The organism is Streptomyces sp. NRRL F-2580, assembly GCF_000720115.1.
Taxonomy (GTDB): Bacteria; Actinomycetota; Actinomycetes; order Streptomycetales; family Streptomycetaceae; genus Streptomyces.
Genome location: NZ_JOIR01000050.1, coordinates 23,178 through 37,371 on the forward strand (window position 1 = coordinate 23,178; position 14,194 = coordinate 37,371).

12 protein-coding genes and 1 riboswitch are annotated in these 14,194 nt (G+C 70.4%); of the genes, 1 reads left to right on the forward strand and 11 read right to left on the reverse strand.

What is annotated here, in order from left to right:
- Positions 1-41: 41 nt before the first annotated feature.
- A complete protein-coding gene (gene gcvP / locus IF88_RS0135625; protein ID WP_030722387.1) occupies positions 42-2,936 on the reverse strand; it encodes an aminomethyl-transferring glycine dehydrogenase in 2,895 nt (964 codons plus the stop codon).
- Between the two features lie 196 nt (positions 2,937-3,132).
- Positions 3,133-3,231, reverse strand: a riboswitch (glycine riboswitch).
- A 112-nt stretch (positions 3,232-3,343) separates the two neighbouring features.
- Between gcvP and IF88_RS0135630 the strand changes: the two genes are divergently transcribed.
- Entirely contained in the window at positions 3,344-3,709 is a 366-nt protein-coding gene (locus IF88_RS0135630; protein ID WP_030722389.1) for a PRC-barrel domain-containing protein, read from the forward strand.
- 109 nt (positions 3,710-3,818) lie between these two features.
- Here the strand turns inward: IF88_RS0135630 and IF88_RS0135635 are convergent, their stop codons facing one another.
- From IF88_RS0135635 to IF88_RS0135680, 10 genes are all read right to left on the reverse strand, one after another.
- Positions 3,819-5,270, reverse strand: coding sequence for a DNA polymerase IV (locus IF88_RS0135635; protein ID WP_030722392.1), 1,452 nt, complete (start codon positions 5,268-5,270; stop codon positions 3,819-3,821).
- Positions 5,271-5,327: 57 nt separating this feature from the next.
- Positions 5,328-5,966 carry a MerR family transcriptional regulator gene (locus tag IF88_RS41400; protein WP_030722395.1) on the reverse strand — a complete coding sequence of 213 codons (639 nt, stop codon included), beginning with the start codon at positions 5,964-5,966 and terminating at the stop codon, positions 5,328-5,330.
- Positions 5,967-6,156: 190 nt separating this feature from the next.
- Positions 6,157-6,630 (reverse strand): bifunctional nuclease family protein, encoded by a 474-nt coding sequence (locus tag IF88_RS0135645; protein WP_007262890.1) that lies wholly within the window; start codon positions 6,628-6,630, stop codon positions 6,157-6,159.
- Between the two features lie 63 nt (positions 6,631-6,693).
- On the reverse strand, positions 6,694-7,455 hold the full coding sequence (locus tag IF88_RS0135650; RefSeq protein WP_030722398.1) for a MerR family transcriptional regulator: 762 nt from the start codon (positions 7,453-7,455) through the stop codon (positions 6,694-6,696).
- A 71-nt stretch (positions 7,456-7,526) separates the two neighbouring features.
- A complete protein-coding gene (locus IF88_RS48675; protein ID WP_234323816.1) occupies positions 7,527-8,471 on the reverse strand; it encodes an FHA domain-containing protein in 945 nt (314 codons plus the stop codon).
- Between the two features lie 85 nt (positions 8,472-8,556).
- A complete protein-coding gene (locus tag IF88_RS0135660) occupies positions 8,557-9,468 on the reverse strand; it encodes a DUF881 domain-containing protein (protein WP_107050705.1) in 912 nt (303 codons plus the stop codon).
- A 5-nt stretch (positions 9,469-9,473) separates the two neighbouring features.
- A complete protein-coding gene (locus IF88_RS0135665; RefSeq protein ID WP_030722407.1) occupies positions 9,474-9,806 on the reverse strand; it encodes a small basic family protein in 333 nt (110 codons plus the stop codon).
- Positions 9,803-10,711 (reverse strand): DUF881 domain-containing protein, encoded by a 909-nt coding sequence (locus IF88_RS0135670; RefSeq protein ID WP_078893344.1) that lies wholly within the window; start codon positions 10,709-10,711, stop codon positions 9,803-9,805. Before IF88_RS0135670 ends, IF88_RS0135665 begins: the two co-directional genes overlap by 4 nt.
- A gap of 120 nt (positions 10,712-10,831) precedes the next feature.
- On the reverse strand, positions 10,832-13,327 hold the full coding sequence (locus IF88_RS0135675) for a mannose-1-phosphate guanyltransferase (RefSeq protein WP_030722413.1): 2,496 nt from the start codon (positions 13,325-13,327) through the stop codon (positions 10,832-10,834).
- Between the two features lie 100 nt (positions 13,328-13,427).
- The gene (locus IF88_RS0135680) at positions 13,428-14,018 is read right to left on the reverse strand and encodes a CDP-alcohol phosphatidyltransferase family protein (RefSeq protein ID WP_030722416.1); all 591 of its coding nucleotides are present in this window, start codon (positions 14,016-14,018) and stop codon (positions 13,428-13,430) included.
- Positions 14,019-14,194: the final 176 nt, after the last annotated feature.

Genomic DNA, 14,194 nt, shown 5'->3' on the forward strand with positions numbered 1-14,194 from the left:
TTCTTCATGTCACGTTCTTCGTGTCACCGCACCGCTCGGTGTCAGTGGTCGTACTCGTCCAGCGGCGGGCAGGAGCACACCAGGTTGCGGTCGCCGAAGGCACCGTCGATGCGGCGCACCGGCGGCCAGTACTTCTCGGCGGCCGTGACCCCGCCCGGGAAGACGGCCTCGTCGCGGGTGTACGGGTGGTTCCACTCGCCGCCCAGCGCCGCCGCGGTGTGCGGGGAGTTGGCCAGCGGGTTGTCGTCGGCCGGCCACTCGCCGCCCGCGACCCGCTCGATCTCGGCGCGGATGGCGATCATCGCGTCGCAGAAGCGGTCGATCTCGGCGAGGTCCTCGGACTCCGTCGGCTCGATCATCAGCGTGCCGGCGACCGGGAAGGACATCGTCGGGGCGTGGAAGCCGTAGTCGATCAGGCGCTTGGCGATGTCGTCCACGCTGACGCCCGTGGACTTCGACAGCGGGCGCAGGTCGATGATGCACTCGTGCGCGACCAGGTTGCCCGGGCCGGTGTAGAGCACCGGGTAGTGCGGCTCCAGGCGCTTGGCGATGTAGTTGGCGCCGAGTACCGCCACCTGGGTGGCGCGCTTGAGACCCTCGCCGCCCATCAGGCGCACGTACGACCACGAGATCGGCAGGATGCCCGCCGAGCCCCACGGGGCGGTTGAGATCGGGCCGACGCCCGTCTCCGGGCCCGCGGTCGGCTGGAGCGGGTGGTTCGGCAGGTACGGGGCCAGGTGCGCCCGGACACCCACCGGGCCGACGCCCGGGCCGCCACCGCCGTGCGGGATGCAGAAGGTCTTGTGCAGGTTCAGGTGGGAGACGTCGCCGCCGAAGTGACCCGGCTTGGCGAGGCCCACCAGGGCGTTCAGGTTGGCGCCGTCGACGTAGACCTGACCGCCGGCCTCGTGGACCTGGGCACAGATGTCGGCGACGTGCTCCTCGAACACGCCGTGCGTGGACGGGTACGTGATCATCAGTACGGCGAGCTCGTCGCGGTACTGCTCGATCTTGGCGCGCAGGTCGGCCGCGTCCACCTCGCCGTCGTCGGCGGTCTTGACGACGACGACCTTCATGCCGGCCATCACGGCGCTGGCGGCGTTGGTGCCGTGCGCGGAGGACGGGATGAGGCAGATGGTGCGCTGCTCGTCGCCGTTCGCGCGGTGGTAGGCGCGGACGGCCAGCAGGCCGGCGAGCTCACCCTGGGAGCCGGCGTTGGGCTGGATGGACACCTTGTCGTAGCCGGTGACCTCGCAGAGACGTTCCTCCAGCTCGGTGATGAGCGTGAGGTAGCCCTCGGCCTGCTCCACCGGGGCGAAGGGGTGCAGCTGGCCGAATTCGGGCCAGGTGACCGACTCCATCTCGGTGGTCGCGTTGAGCTTCATGGTGCAGGAGCCCAGCGGGATCATGCCGCGGTCCAGCGCGTAGTCCTTGTCCGAGAGCTTGCGCAGGTAGCGCAGCATCGCGGTCTCGGAGCGGTGCTGGTGGAAGACCGGGTGCGTCAGGTAGTCGTCCGAGCGCAGCAGGCCCTCGGGCAGGGTGTCGGCCGTGGTCGCGTCGAGCGCCTCGATGTTCGCGGCGGAGCCGTCGACCCCGAAGGCGGCCCAGACGGCCTCGACGTCGGCGCGCAGGGTGGTCTCGTCGCAGGCGACGGAGACGTGGTCGGCGTCGACCAGGTACAGGTTGACACCGCCCTCGCGGGCGGCGGCGACGACCTCGGCCGCGCGGCCCGGAACGCGGGCGGTGACCGTGTCGAAGTACGAGCCGTGCACGATCTCGACCCCGCCGGCCGTCAGGCCCGCGGCGAGCAGGGCGGCGTAGCGGTGGGTCCGGCGGGCGATCGTCCGCAGGCCGTCCGGGCCGTGGTAGACGGCGTACATGGCGGCCATGACGGCGAGCAGCACCTGGGCGGTACAGATGTTGCTGGTGGCCTTCTCGCGGCGGATGTGCTGCTCGCGGGTCTGCAGCGCCAGGCGGTAGGCCTTGTTCCCGTCCGCGTCCACGGAGACGCCGACCAGGCGGCCGGGCAGCGAACGCGCGTGCTTGTCCTGGACGGCCATGTAACCGGCGTGCGGTCCGCCGAAGCCCATCGGGACGCCGAAGCGCTGGGTGGTGCCGACGGCGATGTCCGCGCCGAGCGCGCCCGGGGAGGTCAGCAGGGTCAGCGCGAGCAGGTCGGCGGCGACGGCGACGATGGCGCCGAGCTCGTGAGCCTGGTCGATGACCGGCTTGATGTCACGCACGGCACCGGAGGCGCCCGGGTACTGGACGAGGACGCCGTAGATGCCGCGCTCGGCGATCTCGGCCGGGATGCCGGCGGACAGGTCCGCGACGACGACCTCGATGCCGATCGGCTCGGCACGGGTCTCGATGACGGCGATGGTCTGCGGCAGCGCGTCGGCGTCCACGAGGAAGACGTTCCCCTTGGCCTTGCCCACGCGGCGGGCCAGCGTCATGGCCTCGGCGGCCGCGGTGCCCTCGTCGAGCAGCGAGGCGCCCGAGGTCGGCAGCCCGGTGAGGTCGGCGACGACGGTCTGGAAGTTCAGGAGCGCTTCGAGGCGGCCCTGGGAGATCTCCGGCTGGTACGGGGTGTACGCCGTGTACCAGGCCGGGTTCTCCATGACGTTGCGGAGGATCACCGGCGGGGTGAAGGTCCCGTAGTAGCCGAGACCGATCATGGAGGAGAGGACCTGGTTGCGGTCGGCGAGCGAGCGCAGCTCGGCGAGCACCTCGGCCTCGGTCCGCGCCTCGGGCAGGTCGAGCGCCTCGGCGGTCTTGATCACATCCGGGACCGCGGCGGCGGTCAGTTCGTCCAGGGAGCCGTAGCCCACATGGGCGAGCATCTTCGCCTGCGCCTCGGCATCCGGGCCGATGTGGCGCTGTTCGAAGGGGATGCCTCGCTCCAGCTGGGAGAGCGGAATGCGGTTGGCGGTCATGTACGGAGGCCTCCTGGTCGTATGACCTGCGAGGGGCACCACGGCGCGGGCACCCGGACGGCCTCCCCCTCTGTCATCTGCACCTGAGAGTTTCACCGGAGTCACGGGGGTTTCCCGAGCGCTCCGGCTTTCACCGTCGGTGAGGAGAGGCACCGGCACTGCGCGCCCGGTACCCGCCCCTGCTTTCCAGAGTGGCCTCGTCCGTGCGGTACGTATGCCTGAGAGATTCCGGGGAGGATTTGCTCCTTCGGCGCCTCCGTCTCGTTCACTCGGAGGACTCTCCCGCACAGGGTCGACAGCCATCACCCAGCCTACCAGCGAGGTTCTGGCCCCTCCCCGAGTGGCCTCCGCTGCCGTTATGCACTTCTGTAGTCATTACGGAGGAGTTGCGACCATTTGGAGGGACCGTGCAGACCGACATCGATCCGCGCAGCCTGATCGGCCGCAAGGCGTTCGACCGCAATGGCACCAAGATCGGCACAATCGACGAGGTCTACCTCGACGATGCCACGGGCGTCCCGGAATGGGCGGCCGTCCGTACGGGCCTGTTCAGCCGGGACGCCTTCGTCCCGTTGGAGCCGAGCGAGATGGTGGGCGACACCCTGCGGGTGCCCTTCGAGCGCTCCCTCATCAGGGACGCCCCCGACTTCGGCGTCGGCCGCCACCTCTCCCCCGAACAGGAGCTGCAGCTCTACCACCACTACGGCCTGGACACGACCCTGCCCACGGAGTTCTCGCGCGACTTCGGCCGCCTGGCGAGCGACGAGGGCTGAGCGGCGCGGGCGCGCGGGCCCGTGCGGGCCCGGTGGCGGGCCCGCGGCGGGCCCACGGCCGGCCTGAGGCGGGCCTGAGGCGGGACGCACGCCCGTCCCGGCCCCGGGATCATGCCGCGCCCGCGGGTCCCTGCTCCCCGTCCCCCACCAGCGGCAGCGGATCGGACGGCTCCAGCTCGGGGTCGTCCACCCGGAAGGTCCGCACCCGGCCGGGCTCGGATCCGGGCTGCTCGAACCGTACGGTCACCCGCCCGACCCCGCTGCCCTGCACCCACCCGGGCCCGTACACCGCGTGCCGTACGTCGCTCCCGGCCGGCCAGCGCCGCTCCGGAGCCGGCTCGGGCTCCCCGGGCTGCTCGGCGCCCGCCCGGACCCCGGAGGCCTCCACAGGCGCCCCAGTCGCTCCGGGCCCGCCGATCCCGTCCGCTCCGGCCGCCCGGCCCGCCCCGGCGGCCTCGTCCGCCCCATCCGCCCCGTCCGGCTCAGCGGCGAGCGACTGCGCGAACAGGTCCTCCTGCGTGTAGTCCGCCAGCCCCGTCACCCCCACCCCCAGCAGGCGCACCCCGCCCGTGGTGTCCACACCCTCCAGCAGCCGCGCCGCGGCCTCCCGCACCACGGCCGGGTCGTCCGTGGGCCCGCGCAGCGTCTCGGACCGGGTCAGCGTGGAGAAGTCGTACCGCCGCACCTTCAGCACGATCGTCCGCCCCGAGTGCCCCGACCCCCGCAGCCGCTGCACGCACCGGTCGGCCAGTCGCTGCACCTCGTTCCGGATCCGTACGCGGTCGTGCAGGTCCACGTCGAAGGTGTCCTCGACCGACACCGACTTCGCGTCCCGCTCCGCGACCACCGGCCGGTCGTCCAGCCCCAGCGCCATCCGGTACAGGCCGACGCCGTGCGCGCGCCCGAGCATCCGGACCAGCTCGTCCTCGCCCGCCTCGGCCAGCTCCCCCACCGTGGTGATCCCGGCGCGGCGCAGGTGCTCCCCCGTGGCCGGGCCCACCCCGGGCAGGGTCCGTACCGACATCGGCGCGAGCAGCTCGCGCTCGGTCCCCGGCTCGATCAGCAGCAGCCCGGCCGGCTTGGCCTCCTCGGACGCCACCTTGGCCAGCATCTTCGACCCGGCCAGCCCCACCGACCCGCTGAGCCCCGTGGCGGCCCTGATGTCGGCCCGCAGTCGCTCCCCCGTCGTCCGGGCGGTCCGGGAGTCGAAGGCCACGCCGCCCGCCTCCAGGTCCACGAAGGCCTCGTCCAGGCTGAGCGGCTCCACGAGCGGCGACAGCTCCCGCAGCAGGGCCATCACCACGTCGCTGACCTGCCGGTAGAGGCTGAAGCGCGGGATCAGGTAGGCGCCGTTCGGGCAGAGCCGGCGCGCCTGCGCCGTCGGCATCGCGGAGTGCACGCCGAAGCGCCTGGCCTCGTACGAAGCGGTGGCGACGACCCCGCGCGGCCCGAGCCCGCCGACGATGACGGCCTTGCCCCGCAGACTCGGCTTCGACGCCTGCTCGACCGAGGCGTAGAAGGCGTCCATGTCCAGGTGCAGGATGGTCGGCGCGGCTCTCACGGCACCGATGCTGCCCTACGGCACTGACATTTCCCCGGCCGGATCAGACGGCGCGGATCAGACGGCGCGGTTGCGGCGGGCGGCCAGCTCGTCCGTCGGGTTGTGCCCGACCAGGGTCTCGCCGGTGTCCACCCGCTCCCCGTGCAGCTGCGACAGCGCGCTCTCGACGTCCCGCCACACCACGCCCACGGCGATGCCGAAGACGCCCTGCCCGCCCTGGAGCAGGCTCACGACCTGGTCCGGGGAGGTGCACTCGTACACGGTGGCGCCGTCGCTCATCAACGTCATCCGCTCCAGGTCCGAGAACCCGCGGTCACGCAGGTGCTGGACCGTCGTACGGATGTTCTGCAGCGCCACCCCGGTGTCCAGGAAGCGCTTGACGATCTTGAGGACCACCACGTCGCGGAAGCTGTAGAGCCGCTGCGTGCCCGACCCGTAGGCGGCCCGCACGCTGGGCTCCACCAGCCCGGTCCGTGCCCAGTAGTCCAGCTGCCGGTACGTGATGCCGGCCGCCGCGCACGCCGTCGGCCCGCGGTATCCGATCTGCTCGGGCGCCGGGTCACCGCCCACCGGTCCGACCGGCGTCGACTCCGGCTGACGGCGCGCGGGCCCGACCGCGCCGCCGTGCAGCGGGTACGGCCCAGCGTCACTCCGTACGGGGGTGCCCCCGGTCGTACCGTCGCCCGTGATCCTCACGCCGACCCTCCGTCCTTGACCTGCCACCTTGAAGGTAGGCAGTCACCAGGGGTGCGTCAACGATCGCCACACTCGGCACGCCGAGTGATAATCACCCTGAGAGTGGTTTCCCGTATCCCGTTATGGGGAAAGGCTCATCGAATGGGCTGAAAGTCCCCCGCGGATCGCGGGGACGACGCGGCCCCACGCCTCACTGCGGGCCGGTGCCGAAGTCCTCGGGCGAGATCTGGTCGAGGAACTCGCGGAACTTCTCCACCTCGTCCTCCTGCTCGTCCGGAATGGCGATTCCGGCGTCGTCCAGCACGCCGTCACTGCCGTAGATCGGCGTCCCCGTCCGCAGGGCCAGCGCTATGGCATCGGAAGGCCGCGCGCTCACCTCGACCCCGCTGGCGAAGACGAGCTCCGCGTAGAAGACGCCCTCCCGCAGATCCGTGATCCGGACCTCGGTGAGTTCCTCACCGACCGCCTCCAGCACGTCCTTGAACAGGTCGTGCGTCAGCGGTCGGGCAGGAGCCATCCCCTGCTGCGCGAAGGCAATGGCGGTCGCCTCCCCAGGACCGATCCAGATGGGGAGGTACCGGTCGCCTCCCACTTCACGCAGGAGCACGATCGGTTGGTTGGAGGGCATTTCCACCCGGACACCCACAACGTCGAGCTCGTTCACACAGCAACCCTAGGACCTGCCCGGCAGGTTTGGGTAGTCGGGGCTCCACGCCGACCAGCGCGGTCACCGCAACCGGACCCCCAGAGCGGTCTGTACGAGGGCCTCGTGCAGCCGTACGGAGAGCCCCGCCAGCTCCTTCAACGTGGCCTCCGCATGCGCTCTGGTCTGCGGGTTGCGGTGTCGGCGCAGCGGTGCGACGACCTGCTCCACCAGACCCGCCTCACGGTCGGCCGCGGCCTTCATCGCCCGCAGGTGCCGCGGCTCCAGCCCGAAGCGCCCCAGATCTGCCACTAGCCGGGCCACCGTGACCGCCTCGGCGTCGAAACCACCGCCGGGGGCCTCCGCCAGCAGCCCGTACGACTCCCACTCGACCAGTTGGCCCTCGTCCACCTCGGCGGCGGCGATCAGCTCCGCCCGGCCCACCCGGGCCGCGGTCGGCCGCTCCCGCCCGACCTCGCCGTACACGGCCGCCGGGCCGGTGGGATCGTCGGAGTCCCCGTGCGCCGTGGGCGCCGGGATACGGATCTGCTCCCCGCGGGCGAGCGCGTCGAGCTGCTCGCGGATGACCTTCAACGGCAGGTAGTGGTCGCGCTGCAGACGCAGGATGCGCGCGAGGCGCTCCACGTCGTCGGTGCTGAACTTGCGGTATCCCGAAGGGGTGCGGCGCGGCTCGACGAGCCCCTCGGCCTCCAGAAAACGGATCTTCGAGATGGTGACTTCGGGGAACTCGTCACGCAGCGTGGTGAGCACCGTGCCGATGCTCACCAGCCGCCCGGCCGAGCCGGTGGTGCCGTTTCCGGCACCCCCTGTCGGATTGCGCAGCATGGGACCTTCCCTGGGAAGACCCCGGACCGGGTCCGGGGGTGGGGGTCCCCCCGGACGGAGTCCGGAAGGGGTCAGATGCCCCGCAGGCTCGCGTAGAAGACCAGCCGGTACTTGCCGATCTGCACCTCGTCGCCGTTGTGCAGGGCGACGGAGTCGATCGGTTCCCGGTTCACGTACGTGCCGTTGAGGCTGCCCACGTCGGAGACGGTGAAGCCGCCGTCCGGGCCCCGGCGGAAGTCGACATGGCGCCGGGAGACGGTGACGTCGTCCAGGAAGATGTCGCTCTGCGGGTGCCGGCCCGCGGTGGTCAGCTCGCCGTCCAGCAGGAAGCGGCTACCGGAGTTGGGACCGCGCCGCACGATGAGCAGCGCGGAACCGGGCGGCAGCGCTTCCACCGCGGCCTGGGCCTCGGGGGACAGCGAGGACGACACGTGCGTTTGTCCCGACACCTCGGCCTCGTAGGCCTCCAGGCCCGAGATCGAGATGGTAGACGTGGTCTCCGAGGCCCGCTCCGGCGTCAGACCCGGCCGCAGCGGCGCCCCGCAGTTTGAGCAGAACCGACTGGCCGCATCGCTGCGGTGTCCGCACCTGCTGCAAATCTGCTCGGCCGACATGGACGGCTCCTCGCGCCGCGGCTGCCCCGCGGAGGCGTTGGTGGCGTACGGGTCGGGGGCGAACCCTCCACCCGCAGTTGAGGTTGATGGTTCACCGAAACCTATGCCTCCGGTACCGGCAGGGTCAACGGCCGACGCGCCGTGGCCACCCTGAACATCACCCGCGCCGGCGACCTCGTCGCGAAAGAGCGGCCGGTCGCCCTGCCCTTCCACGTCCCCGTGACCGGCACGGTGCCGTGCCGAACCGCTGTCCTCGCGGTTCTTCTTGCCGAACAACTTCTCAAACAACTTCACGGGCGATTCCCCTTGACCGAAACAGACCCGCCCGTGGGGCAGGACGAACTCCGAATGCAGACACCTGCCGACCCGGACATTCTCACAACGTCCGTAACCACCAGACAGTTTCCACCACGCACCGCGACTTCGGTGCGCCGACCCCCCGCAGGCATCCGCCCGCGTGAGCCGCTCCACCCTTCACTCCAGTTCCTCACGATGACGACCGAGCGTAGTCAGGCTGCTTCGCAGCCCGCAAGGCATCCACAACGATCTTCGCCGACCGTGTGACGGCAACGGTCGCCTGCTCCTTCTCCAGCGTCTGGACGACACCGCCGGGAATGTTGAGCGCGGGCTCGAGATCCTGGGGCTTGCCGATCACCCTGAACTCGTAGGGCTGTGTGATCTTCTTACCGTCGATCGCGACCCCGCCGTTCTCCTCCGAGAAGTACGAGCCGGCCACGATGCGCACACCGTTGATCTGGATCGCCTCGGCCCCGGCCGCCCGCAGCTCCTGGAGCGTGTCCAGCAGCTGGTCGGACTGCACCTGGCCGGTCGGATCGGTGATCTTCAGCGTGATGCCCGGCCCCTGCGCTGCCACGGTACCGGCCAGGATGCCGAGTTGACGCTCCTTCTCCACGGTCTGCCTGCGGGCCTCCTCGGCCTGGTTGGAGCTGCTCTCCAGCTCCTTGCGCTGATCCTCCAGCGCCTGCTTCTCCTCCTCCAGGCGCTTGGTCCGCCCGTCGAGCTCGTCGAGGATCCGTACGAGGTCCTCCTGACGAGCCCCGCGCAGCGCACTGGACTCGCTGTTCGACCGCACCTGGATGGCCAGACCCAGCCCCAGGACGAACAGCAGCAGCGCGACGATCAGTTGCGCCCGGCTCACCCGCGGCGGCCACAGCCCGTCCGCGAGCCGCTGCCGGCCGGTCTCCTCGGGCTCAGCGGCCGGGGCGGGCTGCTGCGCGGGCTGCTGCGCGGGCTGCTGCACCGGCTGCGCGGGCTCGTCCTTCTTCGGGACGTCCTGCGGGGCCACGTCCTGCGGCGGCACGTCCCGCGGGGGCACGTCCCGCGGCGGCTGTCCCGCGGGCCCCGGACCCGACTCCTCGGGACTGTCGTTCGTACTCATCGGCCTCACGCCCGGAACACGTGCCGGCGGATGGCCGCGGCGTTGGAGAAGATGCGGATGCCGAAGACCACGACCACGCCCGTCGACAGCTGCGAACCGACGCCGAGCTTGTCACCGAGGAAGACGATCAGCGCCGCCACCACCACGTTCGACAGGAACGACACCACGAAGACCTTGTCGACGAAGATCCCGTCCAGCATCGCGCGCAGACCGCCGAACACCGCGTCCAGCGCCGCCACCACGGCGATCGGCAGATAAGGCTCCACCACGGCCGGTACTTCGGGCCGGACCAGAAGTCCGACCACCACTCCGGCCAAGAGGCCCAGTACCGCGATCACGATGCACCCTTCTGCTGCTCTACCGGTGTAGCTGTACGTACGGTCAGGCTCGACGCGGCAGGCAGCCGCACCTCGTCCGCGGCGGACAGGCTGTAGCGGATCCCGTAGCTCTCCTGCAGCACGTGCAGGTACTGGCCGTCCGCCGAGTCCTGGAAGGCCGTGCCGAGCCGCTTCTTGTCCCCCACCGCCAGCACCTCGTACGGGGGCACCAGCGGCCTGTTGTCGACCAGTATCGCGTCACCCGCGGCCCTGATCGCCGACAGCTCCGTCAGCCGCTGCCCGTTGATGGAGACGGCCTCCGCCCCGGACTGCCACAGCCCGTTGACGATCTTCTGCATGTCTCGGTCGCGGAGCCGGCCGGTGTCCGAGAATCCGGAGCTCTCGCGCGGTTTTCCGCCGCCGCCGGAGGAAGCGCCCTTCGCATCGTCCACGACCAGCCTGATCCCGGGGCCGCGGACCTCCGTGGCACCGGCCAGCAGCGCCACGAGCTCGCCCTGGCCACCGCCGGGCTGCTTCAGCGCCGCACGCTGGCGGGCCGCGACATCGGTCCTCAGGCGGTCGATGTCCCGTTCCAGGCCGTCCGCGCGCTCGTCGGCCCGCTCCACCCTGTCGATCAGCTCGTGACGCTCCTTGGCCAGCACCGGCGCGGCCAGCCGCGCCTCGGCCGCGCCGAGCGTGACGACCATGGCCGTGATCACGAGCCCGGCGGCGAGCCCCAGCTTGGCCTTGAGGGTGCGGGGCAGGCCCGCCGTTCCGTCCGCCTCGCGCCGGGCCGTGGCCTCCGCGTAGCCCTCGTCGAGACTGTGGTCCATCACGTGCGTCAGCAGCGACATGGAAGCGTCCGGGCGCGGGGGCACAGGAGACGCCGAAGTCCGGTGGTGGGGCGGCTGCGACATGCCGCACATCGTCGCATGTCGGCGCCGTACACACCCAATGCGTCCAGCCGGTGGGCCGGGGCGGGACTCCCGCACCCGGCCCACCGGACCGCTGTCCTACGCCGTCACCCGGCGCTCAGTGCCCGGCGCTCAGTGCCCGGCCCCGTCCACCACGGCCGCCCACTCGTCGAGCAGGGCCTGCGCGGAGGCGTCGTCGGGACCCTCGGCCCACAGGTGGGTGACCGCTTCCGCCGGGTCCGGCAGGACCAGCGCCCACCGTCCGTCGGTCTCGACCACCCGCACCCCGTCGGTGGTGTCCACCTGCCGCTCTCCGGCCGCCTCCACGACCCGCCGCATGACGAGCCCCTTCACCGCCCACGGCGTCGGAACGTCACGCTTGAGCACGTGGGCCCGCGGGATCCGGGCGTCGATCTGGCTCAGCGTGAGCTGCGTGCGCGCCACCAGCCCGAGCAGCTGTACGAAGGCCGCCGAACCGTCGAAGACGCTGCTGAACTCCGGAACGATGAACCCGCCCCGGCCGTCCCCGCCGAAGATGGTGTTCTCCGCCCGGCCCACGCGGGTCAGGTCGTCGGGCGAGGTCGTCGTCCACTCCACCTGCGTGCCGTGGTACGCCGCCACCTGCTCGGCGACCCGCGTCGTGGTCACCGGCAGCGCGACCTTGCCGCTGCGCTTCTCCGCGGCCACCAGGTCGAGCATCACCAGCAGGGCGCGGTCGTCCTCGATGATCCGCCCGCGCTCGTCGACCAGGGAGATCCGCTCGCCCACCGGGTCGAAGCGCACCCCGAAGGCCGCCCGCGCCGAGGCCACGATCTCCCCGAGCCGCACCAGCCCGGCCCGCCGGGACTCGGTGGTCTCCGTCGGCCTGGACTCGTCGAGCCCGGGATTGATGGTCAGGGCGTCCACCCCGAGCCGTCCCAGGAGGCTCGGCAGGACGAGCCCGGCGCTGCCGTTGGAGGCGTCCACGACCACCTTGAGTCCGGCATCGCCGATCCCGGTGGTGTCCACCCGGCGCAGCAGCGAGCCCGTGTACGCGTCGAAGACGCTGCCCGGGAACTGCAGGTCGCCGATCTCTCCGGGGAACGCACGCCGGTACTCCTGGCGCGCGTACACCCGGTCCAGCTTGCGCTGCTGCTGGAGCGAGAGGTCCGCTCCGCGCTCGTCCAGGAACATGATGTCCACCGAGTCCGGGACGCCCGGCGAGGTCCGCAGCACGATCCCGCCGGCGGTGCCGCGCGCGGTCTGCTGCCGCGCCACCGGAAGCGGTACGTTCTCCAGGTCCCGTACGTTGATGGCGCTGGCCTGCAGCGCCGAGATCACGGCCCGCTTGAGCGCTCTCGCGCCTCGGGAGTGGTCTCGGGCCGTGGTGACCGTCGCCCCCTTCTTCAGGGTCGTCGCATAGGCGCCGGCGAGCCGGACCACCAGCTCCGGGGTGATCTCGACGTTCAGGATCCCGGAGACTCCCCGCGCGCCGAACAGATGTGCCTGCCCCCGGGACTCCCAGATGACCGAGGTGTTGACGAAGGCGCCGGCCTCGATCGTCTTGAAGGGGTAGACCCGCACGTTCCCCTGAACGATCGACTCCTCACCGACGAGGCACTCGTCGCCGATGACGGCGCCGTCCTCGATCCGCGCGGAACGCATGATGTCGGTGTTCTTGCCGATGACACAGCCGCGGAGATTGCTGTGGGGCCCGATGTACACGTTGTCGTGGATGACGGCCCTGTGCAGGAAGGCCCCGCTCTTGACGACGACGTTCGACCCGATGACGGTGTGCTCGCGGATCTCCACGCCGGCTTCGATCTTGGCGTAGTCCCCGATGTACAGCGGCCCGCGCAGCACCGCGTCCGGGCTCACCTCGGCCCCTTCGGCGATCCACACGCCGGGCGAGATCTCGAAGCCGTCCATCTCGATGTCGACCTTGCCCTCGAGCACGTCGGCCTGCGCCTTGACGTAGCTCTCGTGCGTGCCCACGTCCTCCCAGTAGCCCTCGGCCACATAGCCGTAGATGGGCTTGCCTTCCTTCATCAGCTGCGGGAAGACATCGCCGGACCAGTCGACGGAGACGTCCGGGTCCACGTAGTCGAAGACCTCGGGCTCCATGACGTAGATACCGGTGTTGACGGTGTCCGAGAAGACCTGGCCCCAGGTCGGCTTCTCCAGGAAGCGCTCGACCTTGCCCTCCTCGTCCACGATCGTGATGCCGAATTCCAGCGGGTTCGGCACCCGGGTGAGGCACACCGTGACGAGTGCGCCCTTCTCCTTGTGGAAGCGAATCAGATCGGTGAGGTCGAAGTCGGTGAGCGCATCGCCGGAAATGACGACGAAGGCATCATCCTTCAAGGCCTCCTCGGCATTCTTCACACTGCCGGCGGTGCCGAGTGGCTTCTCCTCGTTGGCATAGGTGAGCTCCATTCCGAGCTCTTCGCCATCCCCGAAGTAGTTCTTGACGAGCGACGCCAGGAACTGCACAGTGACCACGGTCTCGCTGAGCCCATGGCGCTTGAGCAGCCTGAGCACGTGCTCCATGATCGGCCGGTTGGCCACCGGCAGGAGCGGCTTGGGCATGCTCGAGGTCATGGGGCGAAGACGCGTACCTTCGCCACCGGCCATCACGACGGCCTTCATGTCGGAAGAATCCTCCTTGAGAGATGACAGTCGTGCCGACTCTCACCCGTCTCGGTCGGTGACTCCGCAACTTCTCCGCGTCATCCGGCGCCGGTCGGGCTCAATCGGCCGTGGCGTCTGCCTTCACGAGACGGCGGACTTGAACCACGTAAAGGATTCCTGCCCACCAATAGAGGGTTGTACCCCATCCCGCGAACGCCCATCCGAAAACTGACCCCAACCAGGCCAACCAACCCGTGCCGTCACTGAGCAGCAGCAAGGGAAACGCGTACATCAGGTTGAAGGTCGCCGCCTTGCCCAGGAAGTTGACCTGCGGCGGCGGATAGCCGTGACGGCGCAGGATCCACACCATGACCAGCAACATCAGCTCACGCAAGAGCAGTGCTCCGGTGAGCCACAGGGGCAGCAGCTCGCGATAGGTCAGACCGAAGAGCGTCGACAGGATGTAGAGGCGGTCCGCGGCCGGATCCAGCAGCCGGCCGAGCTTGCTGATCTGATTCCAGCGCCGCGCGAGCTTCCCGTCGAGGTAGTCGCTGACCCCGCTGAGCATGAGGACGGCCAAGGCCCACCCGTCGTGCTCGGTGAGGATCAGCCACAGGAACACGGGCACGCCGGCGAGACGAGCCATGCTCAGGATGTTCGGAATGGTGAAAATTCGGTCAGTCTGAACCCGAGTCTCCTGGACCTCCACCCGGGGGCCTCCACTGTGACTGTAGAAAACGGTCGTTCGATGCCCCCTGACCCTACAGGAGACCGCACACGTGCCCTGAACGCAGAAAAGCCCCGCACCGAACCCGAAGGTTTGGTGCGGGGCTTCCCGCAATGATTGTTCGGCGGCGTCCTACTCTCCCACAGGGTCCCCCCTGC